Source organism: Limnohabitans sp. (assembly GCF_040401495.1).
In the GTDB taxonomy this organism is placed as follows: Bacteria; Pseudomonadota; Gammaproteobacteria; order Burkholderiales; family Burkholderiaceae_C; genus Limnohabitans.
In genome coordinates this window covers 1-15,885 of sequence record NZ_JBBAOI010000032.1, presented here as the reverse complement: position 1 = coordinate 15,885, position 15,885 = coordinate 1, and the positions used below count along the sequence as shown (strand labels likewise).

General features: G+C 50.8%; 14 protein-coding genes. 4 read left to right on the top strand and 10 right to left on the bottom strand.

Features of this window, described 5'->3' with window-relative positions:
- The 6 genes from AC9UEO_RS12915 to AC9UEO_RS12890 form a co-directional block, all read right to left on the bottom strand.
- Positions 1-3,247, bottom strand: a 3,247-nt coding sequence (locus AC9UEO_RS12915; RefSeq protein ID WP_509534238.1) for a GLUG motif-containing protein, incomplete at its 3' end; no start/stop codon positions are given.
- Between the two features lie 199 nt (positions 3,248-3,446).
- Positions 3,447-6,596, bottom strand: coding sequence for a ShlB/FhaC/HecB family hemolysin secretion/activation protein (locus tag AC9UEO_RS12910; protein WP_509534235.1), 3,150 nt, complete (start codon positions 6,594-6,596; stop codon positions 3,447-3,449).
- 203 nt (positions 6,597-6,799) lie between these two features.
- Entirely contained in the window at positions 6,800-7,501 is a 702-nt protein-coding gene (locus AC9UEO_RS12905; protein ID WP_509534232.1) for a DUF599 domain-containing protein, read from the bottom strand.
- Positions 7,502-7,582: 81 nt separating this feature from the next.
- Positions 7,583-8,116 carry a flavodoxin family protein gene (locus tag AC9UEO_RS12900; protein ID WP_509534229.1) on the bottom strand — a complete coding sequence of 178 codons (534 nt, stop codon included), beginning with the start codon at positions 8,114-8,116 and terminating at the stop codon, positions 7,583-7,585.
- A 29-nt stretch (positions 8,117-8,145) separates the two neighbouring features.
- Complete coding sequence (locus AC9UEO_RS12895; RefSeq protein ID WP_509534226.1) at positions 8,146-8,586, bottom strand: DoxX family protein; 441 nt, start codon at positions 8,584-8,586, stop codon at positions 8,146-8,148.
- Positions 8,587-8,607: 21 nt separating this feature from the next.
- Entirely contained in the window at positions 8,608-9,312 is a 705-nt protein-coding gene (locus AC9UEO_RS12890) for a pirin family protein (protein WP_509534223.1), read from the bottom strand.
- Positions 9,313-9,414: 102 nt separating this feature from the next.
- Here AC9UEO_RS12890 and AC9UEO_RS12885 point away from each other — a divergent pair, with 102 nt between their 5' ends.
- The gene (locus AC9UEO_RS12885; RefSeq protein WP_509534220.1) at positions 9,415-10,362 is read left to right on the top strand and encodes a LysR family transcriptional regulator; all 948 of its coding nucleotides are present in this window, start codon (positions 9,415-9,417) and stop codon (positions 10,360-10,362) included.
- Positions 10,363-10,391: 29 nt separating this feature from the next.
- The gene (locus AC9UEO_RS12880) at positions 10,392-11,417 is read left to right on the top strand and encodes an NAD(P)/FAD-dependent oxidoreductase (protein WP_509534217.1); all 1,026 of its coding nucleotides are present in this window, start codon (positions 10,392-10,394) and stop codon (positions 11,415-11,417) included.
- Positions 11,418-11,563: 146 nt separating this feature from the next.
- Here AC9UEO_RS12880 and AC9UEO_RS12875 read toward each other — a convergent pair whose 3' ends face one another.
- Genes AC9UEO_RS12875 through pufB form a run of 3 tightly spaced genes read right to left on the bottom strand, consistent with a single transcriptional unit; the run spans position 11,564 to position 13,334 of the window.
- Positions 11,564-12,925, bottom strand: coding sequence for a PucC family protein (locus AC9UEO_RS12875; RefSeq protein ID WP_509534215.1), 1,362 nt, complete (start codon positions 12,923-12,925; stop codon positions 11,564-11,566).
- Between the two features lie 58 nt (positions 12,926-12,983).
- The gene (locus AC9UEO_RS12870; RefSeq protein ID WP_509534212.1) at positions 12,984-13,175 is read right to left on the bottom strand and encodes a light-harvesting protein; all 192 of its coding nucleotides are present in this window, start codon (positions 13,173-13,175) and stop codon (positions 12,984-12,986) included.
- 12 nt (positions 13,176-13,187) lie between these two features.
- The gene (gene pufB / locus AC9UEO_RS12865) at positions 13,188-13,334 is read right to left on the bottom strand and encodes a light-harvesting antenna LH1, beta subunit (protein ID WP_509534209.1); all 147 of its coding nucleotides are present in this window, start codon (positions 13,332-13,334) and stop codon (positions 13,188-13,190) included.
- Positions 13,335-13,546: 212 nt separating this feature from the next.
- Between pufB and gluQRS the strand changes: the two genes are divergently transcribed.
- A complete protein-coding gene (gene gluQRS / locus AC9UEO_RS12860) occupies positions 13,547-14,413 on the top strand; it encodes a tRNA glutamyl-Q(34) synthetase GluQRS (RefSeq protein WP_509534241.1) in 867 nt (288 codons plus the stop codon).
- Positions 14,414-14,438: 25 nt separating this feature from the next.
- On the top strand, positions 14,439-15,140 hold the full coding sequence (gene trmB / locus AC9UEO_RS12855; protein ID WP_509534206.1) for a tRNA (guanosine(46)-N7)-methyltransferase TrmB: 702 nt from the start codon (positions 14,439-14,441) through the stop codon (positions 15,138-15,140).
- On the opposite strand, the gene AC9UEO_RS12850 is transcribed toward trmB, so the two are convergent.
- The coding region (locus AC9UEO_RS12850; RefSeq protein WP_509534203.1) for a DHHA1 domain-containing protein at positions 15,137-15,885 on the bottom strand (749 nt) is incomplete at its 5' end. The genes trmB and AC9UEO_RS12850 overlap by 4 nt on opposite strands.

Sequence of the window (15,885 nt, the reverse complement as noted above, 5' to 3'; positions counted from 1 at the left end):
TGTCGCCACCTACAACAGCCGCACTTGTAGTGATATCAGTCACAGTGCCTGAGTTCCACCCAATGAATCCCCCAATATTCGAGGAGCTATCCCCAGCAGTTACAGTTCCGCTGGCTGTGCTGTCAGTCACAAGAGAAGAAGTGTTGTAACCAATCAAGCCACCAATACCCTCAGAGGAGCTACCCGCACTCACACTGCCACTGGAACTAACTGAAGTGACAACGCCACTGTTGTATCCAATCAAGCCGCCTATGTTGGAAGAACTATTTCCTGAGGTAACAGTCCCAGCTGATGAGCTATCCGTCACGCTTCCCGCTGAATTTTGTCCAATCAACCCACCAATAGCTGAAGATCCAATACCCCCCGTCACGCTTGCAGTACTCGTGACAGTACCGTTACTCACAGTACCCCAGTTCTGACCAACCAAGCCACCTATATAGGAGGAGCTACCCAAACCCACTACTGCCACACTTGATGTGACATCAGTCACACTTGCCCCCAAGGCGTTGCCTCCAATCACACCACCTACATTCGAGGAACCACTGCCAGCAGTCACGGTGCCAACAAGAGTACCAGCGCTAGTCCCTCGGGTGACATTACCCCCGTTCCACCCGATCAATCCACCTATGTTTGAAGAGCTTCCGCCGCCCACTACCGCTACGCTTGCGGTGATATCAGTCACAGTGCCTGAGTTCCACCCAATGAAGCCGCCAATATTCGAGGAGCTTTCTCCCCCAGTTACAGTTCCGCTGGCTGTGCTGTTAGTCACAAGAGAAGAAGTGTTGTAACCAATCAAACCACCAATACTCGACACGGTTACGCTACCCGAATTACCACCAATCAGGCCACCTATGTTGGAAGAGCCACTTCCAGCATTCACAGACCCAGTAGAACTGCTCACGGTTACGCTGCCTAAGTTCCACCCAATGAAGCCGCCAATATTCGAGGAGCTTTCTCCCCCAGTTACAGCTCCACTGGCAGTACTGTTAGTCAAGCTTCCAGAATTACCACCAATCAGGCCACCTATGTTGGAAGAGCCACTTCCAGCATTCACAGACCCAGTAGAACTGCTCACGGTTACGCTGCCTAAGTTCCACCCAATGAAGCCGCCAATATTCGAGGAGCTTTCTCCCCCAGTTACAGCTCCACTGGCAGTACTGTTAGTCAAGCTTCCAGAATTACCACCAATCAGGCCACCTATGTTGGAAGAGCCACTTCCAGCAGTCACAGCCCCACTGGACGTGCTGTTGCTTACGACGGAATCGTTATAACCAATCAAGCCGCCTGTTTGCAAGGAACCACTGCCAACAGTCACAGACCCAGTGGCAAAACTGCTATCAACGCTACCCGAATTACTTCCAATCAAGCCGCCAACGCTGGTTGATAAATTACCCGCACTCACACTGCCGCTGGAACTAACTGAAGTGACAACGCCACTGTTGTACCCAATCAAGCCGCCTATGTAGGAGGAGCTGTCCCCGCCTACAACTGCCGCACTCGCGGTGACATTTGTCACTGTGCCTGAATTCCATCCAATGAATCCGCCAATATTTGAAGAACCACTGACAGTAATATTGCTGGTGCCACTGTTTGAAACAGTACCTGCGTTGTAACCCACCAAGCCACCAACCGAATCGGCCGCCCCTGTCACCACGCCTAAGCCCGTTCCCGCAACATAGCTATTTGTCAAAGTTGCACCGGACACCAACTCCCCCGCTATTGCACCCGTTAAACCATAGCCACTGACATCTGGGTTGATCAAACCTAAATTACTGACGGACCCTGACACGGAACCAAAGAGACCTACGTAATTAACAGTTGAATAACTGATCGCCAAGTCTGAAACCGTGTGACCCAGTCCATCAAATTTTCCGGAGAAGGGAGAAGCACCACCCGCGGCGTCGACATCACCCCCACCCAATGGCGTAAAAGCACCCGCACTGGCAATATCACTGCCTAAAGCGTAATTTCCAGAAAGACCTGAAGAAATGGCTTGAAGGTCTGCAATGGAATTAATCACTGAATAAGTCAGTACAGTTCCGTCTGAACCCAATTTAGTGGAAAAATTCTGTCCACTTTGAAGATTGATTTTCCCCAAGAAACCCGACGAACTCAATCCAAAATTGTAAGAAGCCGTGTTCCCATCTGCCACTGCATCTTGCCCATAAAGCAAAGCGACTTTGCCACCTGCACCTGTGACATTTATCGTTGAATTGATATTGATATTTCGATAAGCGTTCAATGTCAATTGAGTATCAGCAGCCCAAGATACACCGTCGTTGATATTGATATCACCCGAGTCACCTGTTGCACCCGCAGTACTTTGCAATTCGACATCGGTAGTTGCAAGGGATGCAGCGAGATCAGTCCCTGAAATATCACCACCAGACGCTGCCACCGTGAAATCGGTGGGATCAATCAGCCATTTGCCTGTTCGACCCTTGGTAGCTTTAGTAGTGACCGTAACAGAGTTTGCAACCTTGACTTTGGCAGCCGATGTTTCAATGAAACCACCATCACCTGCAACAGGAGCACTTGCATCCAGCTTTCCATCCACTTCTACTTTGCCACTGGACATATCGCCCAGCAGGAAAATACGTCCAGCCCTGTTTTCTATGGTTTGAGCTTGCACGGTTCCACTGTTTTTAATCACACTCTGCGACAGTGAATTTGCAGCCTTGGCTGTCATCACCACCAAACCACCATCGGCTTGAACCAACGATTTGTTCTCGACCAAGCTGTTGATCGCACCTTGGTCTACTTGAACCTTGATCAAACTGTTGTCTTGAAACTGCAAAGTGACGGCATTTCCTGATGCCATAACAACCGTTCCAAACTTGACCGCAACAGTACCCTCGTTTTTGACCTGTGCGCCCAGCAACCCAATGTATCCACCATCCTTGGCACTCAAACTGCCTTGGTTTAGCACCATACCTAGCCCGTTGGCGGACTTGAATTTGGTACTGCCTGCCATGAATTCTGAGGCGCTTAAACCCAAGGTAGAGGCTACCAGTCCCCCTACATCTACAACAGAAGTTGGGGAGAAAAATACGCCGTTGCCATTGGTTAGAAAAACTTGACCATTAGAGGAAATGCGGCCATAGATTTGACTGGGATTCGCACTCAACACACGGTTTAAGGTGATGGCCTTGCTAGATGGCTGCAAAAAAGAAACTTGCGCCTTGCTGCCCACATCAAATGAAGCCCAGTCAATCACCCCTTTGGTTGTAGCTTGGTTGATGACCATGTTCGCAGCGTTCTGCGCAATTCCAATTTGCCCTGCAACCACCTTGCCGCCAATGGGCAATTGGCTTACAGCGGGAGTTTGCTGAGCCCAAGAAGCATGTAAAGCCAAGAAACAACAAATACCAATATAGACCGGTGATCTTTTAGTGGGGATTATTCTTGTAGCTAGTTTTTGACCGTTCATACTTTGCACCTTGTGATCAAAAACTTTGACTCAACGTCAGCCACCATCGGTCTTGAATCAAAGTTCCATCTTGATCCAAACCTAAACTGTTAGCAGCAGGATTTTCCCCAATTCGTTTAGACCACGTTAGCCGCCCCGAAACTAATCCTATTTTGTTACGCGTATTGAAACCAACCCACAGCCCCAAGCCCTTGAGGGTATAGGAATTAGGACTATAGGCCGTAGAAAAATCACTGTATTTATTCACTGATATTCGGCCAATATCGTAAAAAAATGCTTTAGAAAGTACGACTTCATCTATTTGCGTCAAATGCTGTAATTCAAAATTTAGCAATTGACCCTCACTACCGCTGGCTTCATTGGTTCCATAAGCTCTTACACCTTGGCTTCCACCGAGGGTGAATTTCTCCGAGCTGTCTAGATTTTTACTTGCCCACTGGGCTTGATAAGCAGCAGAAAACGTGGTTTGATTTGTCAACTGCTGTTCACGCTTTAGCAGGATTTTGTATTTATTGAAGTATCCAGCTGTCTGGGCGCCAGTCGAATCCTCGGTTTGATTGGGAGAGCCATCGAGATTCATATTCCCATATATCCAACTCAATCCATATGTTGAGTTAGCTCCCTCCATTCCCCCGTCCATTGTTCCTAGCAAGTTGACACCCAAAACAGAGGCTGAATAGTTGGAGTAAGTTCCTGTGGCTATTAGATTATGAAAACTCTTCTGATCCAAAGTCAGCTGCAAGTTTAGGTTTGCGCGCTTGTCTTTGACCAATGGGCCACTGACTTCTATACCGGTTCCTTTGGAAGGGCCGTGGATATTGAGATCAGACAATTCTGCAGTAATGACGCTATAGCTCATGGCCATGGTCGAGGCACCTACCCTCCAACCATAAGGACCAAGCGGCTCACTGTAAGCAATCTTAGATAGTTCACTGCCCTGACTCCTCATCGTCATCAGCGAAATTACGTCACCGCGCTTTGCCAATCCATTGAAATTAAAGGTTCCGAAAACATGCTCTTCACCAGTTGATGGTGTCCCAGTGTTGTCCAATGACAAGGAACCTTCATACAATTTTGTAGGCTTGATATCAACTACCAAATCTGTTTCATTGACATTCACGCCTTGCTTAAGTGCAATATCAGCTTTAACTCCAGGAATTGCGGTGAGCAACATCGCTGTCTTTTCCAAGCTTTTGAGTTCGAGAAAGTCACCTACCCTGTTGTTTGCTTTAACTATTTCAGCAGTGTGTTTGCTGACTGGATTCTCTGAAACATCTTCACTCATCGAAATATTGCCCAGCTTAGACTCTGAAACATCAAACAGTACCAAGCCGTCTTTAACCTCTTGCTGAGGTACGCTTATATTAGCTAGCAAGCCTTTTTCTCTATAGAGGTTGGCAACCAGCGAACTGGCGTTGAGCAAACTTTTGAAGTCAACTGTTTGACCCATCCACGCCTCTAACGCATTGCTCAATTGATCAGAATTGAATTTTGTATTTCCTTTGAACTTAAAACCCTTAAGAACAAAAGGATTAGCAGTATCCATATCAGCCATTGAAGCAATCGCTTTTGAAATAAAGTTGCCGTCAATCCCCACAAACTCTTCATCAACGTGAGTGGTCTGGTCGGGGAATTGGTAAGTGATGGTTTTATGGGTCTTCTCTGGAGACCATACAATTTTTTGACCGACAGGTTTGATAATCTTTCTATCCTCAAATCCGTCACCGTATTCAGTTATAACGATTTGTTCATTGTGAAAATAAATTGGCTTTAACTGAACAGGTGAAACGCTATCGAGCGTACTTGAGGTGGATCCATCGTCAAACTTATAGACTGTTTGTTTGGTAATGTGATCGGGTTGCCAATTAACAGATTGAGAGATGGCAGTATTTGTAACCAAATCGGTGCTTCCATCACCGTAACTCAAAGATATGAATTGCTTGTTGCGCTCGAAACCCAAGACTTTTTTTGTTGGCTGAATGGATTTAATAACGGTATTGACTTTGCCACTTGGAAAAGTGAAGTGGGTCAATAATGAGACGCGGTCACGCCACCACTCTTCTCTTTTATCTATAGCGACGGTTTTAACAACTTCAAATGATTCGTCACCCAGTTTGTAAGTTGATATTTCAATGTCATTTTCAAATTCAGTCTTAACTAATTTCTCTTGAACACGCTTTTCAGTAAAGTGAAATGTCCCATCTGCAAACCTGTAGCGAGTCAATTGCACACGCTTGTCTTCAGACCAAGAGATTTCTTTATCTATTGCAGCTTGCCTCTTCTCATTGACAAATCCATCAGCAAATTTAAGTTGTGAAATCTTAATATTTTCAATATAGCCTAGGGTCTCAATCGTAGGTTCAACCACTTCTTTCTCTTTGGAGGTCGACCCATCCTCAAAAAAGTATTCGGTTACTTTTGTGACGTGATCTTCACCCCACGTTATGTTGCTTTCAGTAGCTTGAAATTTTCTAATCTCGGTTGAACCATCAGAATAAGTAAACACGGTTTCTTGACTAGCCCCGACATAGGTTGAGCTTTTTGTAGTGACTTCAATGGGTTGTACATCTTTATGAATATTCCCATCAATAAATAGATAAGTCACTAACTTTGTCAATTGATCATCACTGATCACTTGGCTCTGTGAAACAGCTAGATTTTCAATTACTGAACTGGTGCCATCTCCGAAGTCAGTAACTAAAATTTGCGTGTTACCTTTGTAGATAGGAGCTCGATTAATACCAGGCACCTTTTGTTGAGAACGATGCGAACTCCCATCTTCAAATGTATAAACAGTTATTCTTGTAGTATGGTCATCCGCCCAAAGAATTTGCTGCGAAATAGCTTTTTCAGTAACGACAGTGGTTGATCCATCTCCAAAAGTTACCGTATAAGTTTGATTATTCCCATCGTAGGTACTTGCTGATTTAAGACCTCTTTGCAATGATTTGAGTGGCGGACTCTGTACGATCTCAGATTTACCTTCAGTCGGGGTAGGAATTGATTGACGCGGGGTGATGCGCGGAGGAAATTGCACCCAATCATCCCGCCTGTCTGACTGAGCAAACAAAGAGTTGGCTACTAACATACCTACAAAAAATACGTCTCGCTTTGGAGTCCAACTACCAATATGACTTATTAAAAATAAAAATTTCCATGATTTCATTTATTTTTTTCTAAAAGCTAACTGCTTTAGCTAAATTCATCAATTTAAAAAGATATTAATCGAATCGGTCCATCACAGCGATTCTTTAATAGGAATCGTGAGTTTTATTTTTTTAAATGAAAATTAATATTTTTTTACTAATTAAACCGACTGATGCATGCTTAAAAAATGCAAACGGTCTTGGCTTAAGGAAAAACTTAACGCTAATTGCCGTCGTTCAACACACCCAGCACATCCGAGCGGAATTCGCGGTTGTACAAAATCGCCACGATCAATAACGTGGTCAATACAAAAGCCAGGGGTGAGAAAAACCACCCCATGACAGCAAATGAAAAATAATAGGCTCGCAAGCCATCATTAAAGGTTTCAGCTGCCAGTCCTGTCATGGCGGACACACGTTCTGCGTAATCGTCTTCCTTGTCAGGTTGGGCCGCAAAAAACTCGGGCGGTGGCAAAGCGCCAATCATCAAGGCCACAAAAGTGTATTGGCGCATTGACCATGAAAAACGGAAAAATGCATATACAAAAATGGCGATCAATACCAATATCTTGAACTCAAATACCAAGATGGGTGTGGCCTGAGAAAACGGAATTTCACGCACCAGTTCGGCGGCCTTGTCGGTGGTGCCCATCAGGGCGAGCAAACCACCGATGATCAAAATAGTGGTGGACGAAAAAAAAGCCGGTGTGTTGGAGAGGGTCTGGGTGATGATGCCGTCGAGCACCCTTGGGTCTCGGGTGAGTGACACCTTGATCCAGCGCAGTCGAAATCGGTTGGTGGCGGCCAAAATAGAGGGACGCTTGAGCGACCAACGGCTGGCAAATTGGGCATAGCCAATCCATACCATTGCAAAAAAAACCAAGACCAACCAATCTGCCCATGGCAGTATGCTCAAAATCTTCATGGCTTCATGCTAACCCAACTCCTCAAAAAAAAAGCCGCTTGGCACTTTCGTAGCCAGCGGCTTGAAGCGGACAGTGAAAAATCAACCGTGCAGCTTGGCCGCCACTTGGGCCACGCGTTCGCCATAGGCTTTGGCGGTGTCCAAGTCCCCTTGAGGAATGTCAGCTGCAGGGCTGGTGGGACCCACTTGTGCCATCACGCCAGAGTTTGAACCAATGCGGTTAATAGTGCCGTCATTCATGGCGGGTTGACCGACCCACACCATGCCTTGTTGCATGGACAAGGTGATGAAGTACTGAATGGTCGAGAGTTTGTCACCACTGGGGCTGGCAGAGATGGTGAAACCACCGGCTACTTTGTCTTTCCACGCACCGCTCATCCACTGCTTGGAGGTGGCGTCGGCGAATTTTTTGAATTGCCAAGAAGCCATGCCCATGTAAGTGGGTGAGCCAAAGATGATGGCATCCGCCGCGTTGATGGCGGTCCAATCAGCGTCGCTCAGGTTGCCGTCTGCGTCGATGGCGATGAGCTGCGCTTTGGCGCCCTCAGCGACAAATTGGGCAACACGTTGGGTATGGCCGTAGCCAGAGTGGTAAACAACGACAGTCTTACTCATGCAGTATTTCTCCAGGGTGGTTTAAAAAATTATTCGTGAACGTGGTCGTGCGATGCGTCATCTGCGTGAGCTTTGGCATCCAAGCTCCATGCACCAGCGCCGTGGGTGGCCAAGACCAACAAGCCACCGACCACCGCGATATTCTTGAAGAACATCAACTGCTGCACAAAGGCTTGGTCTGCGGGCATGGCCCAGAAATTGTGGAAGCACACGCTGGCAACCACCGTGAACACCGCCAACACCACTGCCGCTAAACGGGCGTGGTAGCCAGCGAGCAATGCCGCACCGCCACCAATTTCGATGGCGATGGCCAAAGCCGCACCCACTTCTGGCAGGGGCAAACCCACTGATGCGATATAGCCGGCAGTCCCAGCAAAACCCATCAATTTCATCAAACCGGCTGGCAAAAACAATACACCCAGCAAAACACGGCCGACCAAGGAAAACAAGGAATCATTGATTTTCATCATTTCTATCTCCAATTTAAAAGCTTAGTTTTCGAACAAATCGAATACCAGGACTTCTGCATCCAAGCCACCGCTCACATCGATGCGGTGTTCTCCCTCCAGCAGCAAGGCGTCTCCTGCTTTCAACTGCTGACCGTTGACTTGAAGTTCACCACGGACAAGGTGGACATAGGCCTTATGGCCAGAATCGATAGATAGGTTGGCATTTTCATCGCCGTGAAACAAGCCAGCATACAAAGCCGCATTGGCATGGATCTTCACAGCGTCGCCCATCGGTGTGGGGCTGGCAATCAAGGCCAAAGCACCGCGCTTGCTGGCGGTTGCAACGGTTTTTTGCTCGTAGCTTGGTTGGACACCGCGCTGGTTAGGCTCAATCCAGATTTGCAAAAAATGGGTTTCTTCACCCTCAGCATGGTTGAACTCACTGTGCTTCACACCTGTGCCCGCGCTCATGCGTTGCACATCGCCTGGGGGAATACCTTTGACGTTACCCATGCTGTCTTGATGGGCCAAATTGCCCGACAACACATAGCTGATGATTTCCATGTCTTGGTGGCCATGGGTGCCAAAACCGGTACCAGGGGCAATGCGGTCTTCGTTGATGACACGCAAATTGCCCCAACCCATGTGGGCCGGGTCGTAATAGCCAGCAAAAGAAAAACTGTGAAAAGACTTCAACCAACCGTGGTCGGCGTAGCCTCTGTCTTGTGAGCGTCTGATGGTGTGCATAGTGTGTGACTTGAAGAGCCTTGACTTTAAAGAACCAAGCTTCGCTTAAGTGTTTGCGAAATTGATGGCATCATTCAAATAATTTGATCAATGAGTCTTTTTATGTCCTCTGCCCGAGATGTTCTAACCCCCGACGCCCTCTTTATGCTCAATGCCATCGCTGAAAAAGGCAGTTTTGCAGGGGCCGCCCGAGAGATAGGCGTGGTTCCCAGCGCCTTGAGCTACCGTGTACGTCAAATGGAGGAGGCGCTGGATGTGTTGCTGTTCACCCGTTCGTCGCGCCAAGCCAAACTGACGGCGGCGGGTCGTGAACTGCTCAACGAAGGCAGCCGTTTGCTGCTTGACATGGACAGCATCGCGCACCGCGTTAAACGGGTCGCCACCGGATGGGAGAGCCAACTCACCATTGCGGTAGACGCCATCATCGATTTTCAAACCATGATGGAGCTGAGCGAAACGTTCTTTTCGCTCAACCCGCCCACACGCTTGAAGCTTCGCAACGAAACTTTGAGCGGCACTTTGACTGCTTTGAGCTCAGGCCAAGCCGATTTGGCCGTGGGTGTCAGCGACCAATACAGCAACAATACGGGACTGCGTTTTGCACCCTTGGGCGAGGTGGAATTTGTTTTTGCAGTGGCACCTCAGCATCCCTTGGCGCATATGGCGCAACCGCTGAGCGACAGCTTGATACAAGCCCACCGTGCGGTGGCTGTGGCCGACTCGGTGCCCCAAGGCAATGGCTTGACCTTTGGTCTGCTGGCAGGCCAAGATGTGTTCACCGTGCCCAGCATGCAAGCTAAGCTCGACGCCCAGTTACGGGGCTTAGGGGCAGGCTTTTTGCCCTATCCCTTGGCCCAGCCCTATATTGACCAAGGCTTGCTCTGTGTTTGCGAGGTGATGCGCCCCTTGCGACTGGCCACATTCAGCTATGCATGGCGTGAAAACCCCAGCGCCAAGGGTCAACCCGCAGGGGATAAGGCCCTGCAATGGTGGTTGCAGCAACTCAGCCATGCGACAACACGCAAAGCTTTGTTGCGACTAGCCCCCTAAAAGCTGTGACTCGGTGTAGAGTCGAGGCTATGAGACACATCGCAGTTATTGGTGCCGGCATGGCGGGTATCACCGCCGCAAGAACCTTGGTGCAAGCTGGACACCGCGTCAGCGTTTTTGAAAAGAGCAAGGGGGCGGGTGGTCGCATGGCTACGCGCGACACTCCTTACGGTGGTTTTGACCATGGCGCCCAGTACTTCACAGTACGCGACGAGCGCTTTATGCGAGCGCTCAACGAGGTGCCTGGCACACAAGCTTTGTGCAAACCATGGAGCGCAAGCTCGGTGCAGGTACGTGACCCGCTGGGCAGAGTAATCGAAGTCCCTAAGCCCCCGCGCGAGCTGCATTTTGTGGGCTCACCCGCCATGAACGCATTGGTCAGGCACTGGGCCCAGCCCTTGGCAGACGCAGGACAACTCTTTTGCAACACCAGCGTCAAAGCCCTGCGCCGACAAGGCAAGCATTGGCAGTTGGTAAGCGCTGAGGACAAAGTTCTGGGCAGCTTTGACACCGTGGTGTTGGCCATCCCAAACGTACAAGCGGCTTATTTGCTGCGCCAGTCTGGCGCACCCGCGGCACAGTTCAATGCCTTGCCAGCCACCGAGGCCGTGAGCGTCGCCCCTTGCTGGACACTGATGCTGGCCTTCCCCTTGGTGCAACCTGGTCTTGGGCAAATGGGCCCCCAATGGAACGTGGCGCAAAGCACCCATCACCGTATCGCTTGGGTGGCCCGTGAGTCCTCCAAGCCAGGTCGTTCGCCCATCGAGAGATGGACGGTTCAAGCCAGCGCCGAGTGGTCGCAAGAGCATGTGCAGGACGACGAAGCGCGGGTAGAGGCGAAACTGCTGAAAGCGTTTGCAGAGTTAACAGGTATCAGGGCAGAACCAGGCTTTAGCCAAATTCACCTGTGGCGTTATGCCAAAACCCTCACCCCTGCGGGTCAGGCGTTTTTCTGGAACGAGGAGCAACACATAGGTCTGTGCGGCGACTGGCTGATCGGTCACCGAGTAGAAGACGCCTTTATCAGCGGATTAAGTCTGGCGCTCAGTCTTTGAGCACCAGACCGTCTGAACAATTACTTTTTACGTGGCGTGTTAAACCAGTTGGCCAGCATAAACAACATCACAACTATCCACAAAATCAACAAAATATGGTGGGTTTTCATGGCTCGTCTCCTTGGGTTGAAATTCAGTTTTAAAAATTAGGGAAGCTTCTTGGCAATCAAAGGGTACATGGCATAAAGGGTAATGAGCAACAACACCGCTTCTAGGCTGTAGACAAAGGCATACGCACTGCCAGAGTCGACCACCAAAGCCATCAGGTCGCGAATGATACCGCCCAAACCCATGGCCAAACCAGCGGCGGTGGCTTGCACAGCGCCCCATGCGCCCAAAGCCAGACCCGCTTGACCCGCAGGCGCATGGTTCATGGTGGCGGTCAATGTGCCGTGGCCAAACAATCCAGCCCCAAAGCCAATGAACAAGGTGCCTAAGGCAAACAACAGCAAAGAGGCTTGGGGTGCAGAAATCAACACTGCCAAAAAGGCTGGCACCCCCACCAACACGCCAGCACTGGCCATGCGATAAGGGTCAGCCCCTCGGTTGAGGACGTTGGAAGCCCAAGCAAAACCTGTCAACCCGCCCAAGGCCAAGACGGCCGTCAAAAAAGTGGTGTTGGAGACGGACAAATGCAAAATTTCGCCGCCGAAAGGCTCAAGCAAAACGTCTCCCATGCTAAAGGCCATGGTGCCGACACCTACCGAAAACAAACGGCGCAAAGCGTTGTCCCCTTGGGTAAACAACTTGAGGGCGGCAACAAAATCGACATCTTTCTCGTTAGGGTCACCTAAGCGCTGGGTCCGCGCTTCTTGTTTCCACAAGGCGGTGATGTTCAAAATCAAAGTAACCACCCCTGCGCCTTGCACCGAACGAATCAAGGCCCCAGGAGAAAAATCTTTCAGCAAATAGCCAAAAATCAAGGAACTGAAAATCATGCCCACCAACAACATGAAATACATCAGACCCACGACTTTGGGGCGAGATTCAGGCGGGGATAAATCGGTGGCCAGCGCCAGACCTACCGTCTGCGTGGTGTGCATGCCCGCACCCACGAGCAAAAAAGCCATGCCAGCACCCAAATGCCCCACCCAATCGGGGGCGTTGGCGGCTTGGCCCATACGACCCAAGACCAGCAGTGCAAAGGGCATGATGGCAAAACCACCAAACTGCAGCAAGGTGCCCATCCAAATATAGGGAACGCGGCGCCAGCCCAAGGCCGATCGGTGGTGGTCGGAGCGAAACCCGATCAAGGCTCGCAAAGGTGCAAATAACAAGGGCAACGCGATCATGATGGCTACCAAGGCCGCGGGTACTTTGAGCTCAACGATCATGACGCGGTTGAGCGTACCAATCAGCATGGCCAAGGCCATGCCTACAGAAACTTGAAAAAGCGATAAACGTAAAAGCCGACTTAAAGGCAGCGTATCGGTGGCTGCGTCGGCAAAAGGAAGGAACTTAAGGCTGACATGAACCCAAGTACGCGAGAGTTTGGAAGACTCATTCATATTAAAAATGGACCGGAGAGACAAGCAATCCGGTCCATCCTAAAAGAAATACCCGAACTTAAGCCGTTGGCGTCGCAACGGTCTGTGTGACCGCAGCTGTCGCCGCACTGCCATTCAAGAATTTCTTGACCCAAGTGGTGTTGAGGGTCAGCGCCAAATGAACCGAAAACGATCCAATGGCGACTGCAGCGATGAAAATAGGAATGCCCACTGAGGGCTTGACCACTGTCCAAATTTTTCCGTAGATCATGTGGTGCTCCTATTATTTCAGCCAAGGGGAATAGATGTACGCAAGCAAATGCGCCAGCGCGGCAATCATTCCAAAGATTTGAGTTCCCTGGATGAGGTGCCGATGAATCTCTTCTGACTCGGCTTCTGTAAGGCCTGTTGGCCCGACTCTGTCTGACATGTTGTTATCTCCTTGAAAGATCTTCACGTCCGTGCTGAACCCGCACGAGGGTTATTTATGACCCCCATGGCCACAAATTCTTAAATCCCTATTTTCTAACTGTTATTCTAAGTTGACATGAAACTGTGTCAAGCTTAATTTACACAATTAGGGGTTTACCATTGGGTTACAGTGACCAGCATCGCCAAACCCTTGAAATTACTGACTATTCCATGTACATAGGCCGATTTGCACCCTCCCCAACCGGTCCTTTGCACGCCGGTTCTTTGGTTGCGGCACTGGCGAGTTGGCTGGATGCGCGTCATCACGAGGGCCATTGGCGGGTGCGCATGGAGGACGTTGATACGCCTCGCTGCGTGGCCGGCACCGATGAAATCATCTTGAAACAATTGGCCGAATGCGGCTTATGCCCAAACAGCGAAGTGCTTTACCAATCGACCCGCGGGGCGGCCTACCAACAAGCGCTAGAGAGCTTGGTAGCCAAAGGCTGGGCTTACCCCTGTGGTTGTTCGCGCAAAGAAATCGAGGACGTCCAAGGCCAACGCCACAGCGCAAGCGTCTACCCAGGCACTTGCCGCGAGAGCTTGAGGGGCAAACCCGCCCGTGCATGGCGCATGAACGTGCAAAAAGTCATTACCGATTTGGCAATGCCAACCCCTTGGACATGGCAAGACCGATGGCTTGGCAAGCAACAACAAGATGTGGCTAGCGAGGTGGGCGACTTTGTGCTCAAACGCGCCGATGGCCTGTGGGCGTACCAACTGGCGGTGGTGGTGGATGACGCTTTTCAAGGCGTCACCCATGTGGTGCGCGGCGCGGATTTGGCCGACAACACGCCACGCCAAATGCTGCTGCAACAAGCGCTGGGACTGCCCCTGCCCATCTACACCCACACACCGCTGGTGATGGGTGCAGATGGCGAAAAGCTCAGCAAACAAAACGGCGCACAAGCAATCGACTTAAGCAGCCCGATGGCTGCGTTGAATGCTGCCGCCAAAGTGCTTGGCTTGCCTGCTTTTCAAGGGACTTGCGAACAAGCCCTGTCGCATTGGGCTGGGCTTGAAATCTGGGGCAGATAATCCACTGTCTCACAAGCTGCTTGCCATGACCGTCCCGCCTGCCCACATCACCCACCCCAAAACCATCAAAAGTTTTGTCACCCGTGCCGGTCGTACCACCACGGGTCAGGCCAAGGCTTTGGCAGATCTGGGGCCGAGGTTTGTCTTGCCTTTTCAACAGCAGACCTTGGACACCACCGCCATTTTTGGCCGCATCGCACCGCTGGTCTTGGAAATTGGTTTTGGCATGGGCGACGCCACCGCGCACATCGCCGCTGTGCGGCCTGAAGACAATTTTTTGTGTTGCGAGGTCCACGAACCCGGCGTGGGTGCTTTACTCAAGCGTGTAGGCGAGCAAAACCTTGGCAATGTCCGCATCCTGCAACACGACGCGGTTGAGGTTTTGGAACATATGCTGACACCGCAAAGTTTGGATGGGGTGCATATCTTTTTCCCCGATCCTTGGCACAAGCTGCGCCACCATAAGCGTCGGCTCATTCAAGCGCCCTTTGTTCGGCAGTTGTTGGTGCGCATGAAAAACGGCGCCTACCTTCATGTGGCCACCGACTGGCAAGCTTACGCCGAGCACATTCTGTCAGTCTTGCAAGCTGAAACGGCTTTGGTGAATGCCAGCAATCGTGCAGACGGCTATGCGGATCAACCCACCTACAGGCCCTTAACCAAGTTCGAAAACCGAGGCTTGAAGTTAGGCCACGGCGTGTGGGACTTGGTGTTCAAAAAAGCTTAAAGCCGCTGGGCCACCCAGCCCTGCACACTGGCCAAGGCCGCGTCCAAACCGGCGGGCTGTGTGCCACCGGCCATGGCCATGTCAGGCTTGCCGCCGCCCTTGCCGCCGACCTGTTGCGCCACAAAATTCACCAACTCACCGGCTTTGACGCGGCCCATGGTGTCGGCGGTCACGCCAGCGGCGATTTGCACCTTGTCGCCATCGACGCTGGCCAACACCACCACCGCGGTTTTGAGCTTGTCTTTGAGCTTGTCCAAGGTTTCGCGCAAGGCTTTGGCATCAGCACCGGGCAGGCGAGCAGACAGCAGCTTGACGCCTTTGACATCGATGGCTTGGGTGCTGAGTTCATCGCCTTGCGAGGAGGCCAGCTTGCCTTTGAGTGCAGCGAGTTCTTTCTCCAAACCTTTGACTTGGTCCAGCACTTGGTGGATGCGCTGGTTCAATTCGGTAGTTGGGGTGCGCAAGCTGCCAGCGGCCTCTTGCACGGTGCGCTCCAAGCCTTGCACATAGGCCAAAGCGTTGGCACCGGTGACCGCCTCGATGCGGCGCACCCCAGCGGCCACACCGCTCTCGGACACCACTTTGAACAGGCCAATGTCACCCGTGCGTTGCACATGGGTGCCGCCGCAAAGCTCGCGGCTCGAGCCAATGTCGAGCACCCGCACCGTCTCGCCGTACTTCTCGCCAAACAGCATCATGGCGCCGGTTTTTTGCGCGGATTCAATGTCCATCACCCGCGCTTGGG

Excerpts from the sequence above, each read along its gene's own strand:
- AC9UEO_RS12895 (WP_509534226.1), bottom strand. The coding sequence starts at position 8,586 with ATGATGAAAATCAATGATTCCTTGTTTTCCTTGGTCGGCCGTGTTTTG.
- AC9UEO_RS12905 (WP_509534232.1), bottom strand. The coding sequence starts at position 7,501 with ATGAAGATTTTGAGCATACTGCCATGGGCAGATTGGTTGGTCTTGGTT.
- AC9UEO_RS12885 (WP_509534220.1), top strand. The coding sequence starts at position 9,415 with ATGTCCTCTGCCCGAGATGTTCTAACCCCCGACGCCCTCTTTATGCTC.
- AC9UEO_RS12875 (WP_509534215.1), bottom strand. The coding sequence starts at position 12,925 with ATGAATGAGTCTTCCAAACTCTCGCGTACTTGGGTTCATGTCAGCCTT.
- AC9UEO_RS12880 (WP_509534217.1), top strand. The coding sequence starts at position 10,392 with ATGAGACACATCGCAGTTATTGGTGCCGGCATGGCGGGTATCACCGCC.
- AC9UEO_RS12870 (WP_509534212.1), bottom strand. The coding sequence starts at position 13,175 with ATGATCTACGGAAAAATTTGGACAGTGGTCAAGCCCTCAGTGGGCATT.
- AC9UEO_RS12890 (WP_509534223.1), bottom strand. The coding sequence starts at position 9,312 with ATGCACACCATCAGACGCTCACAAGACAGAGGCTACGCCGACCACGGT.
- pufB (WP_509534209.1), bottom strand. The coding sequence starts at position 13,334 with ATGTCAGACAGAGTCGGGCCAACAGGCCTTACAGAAGCCGAGTCAGAA.
- trmB (WP_509534206.1), top strand. The coding sequence starts at position 14,439 with ATGACCGTCCCGCCTGCCCACATCACCCACCCCAAAACCATCAAAAGT.
- gluQRS (WP_509534241.1), top strand. The coding sequence starts at position 13,547 with ATGTACATAGGCCGATTTGCACCCTCCCCAACCGGTCCTTTGCACGCC.
- AC9UEO_RS12900 (WP_509534229.1), bottom strand. The coding sequence starts at position 8,116 with ATGAGTAAGACTGTCGTTGTTTACCACTCTGGCTACGGCCATACCCAA.
- AC9UEO_RS12910 (WP_509534235.1), bottom strand. The coding sequence starts at position 6,596 with ATGAAATCATGGAAATTTTTATTTTTAATAAGTCATATTGGTAGTTGG.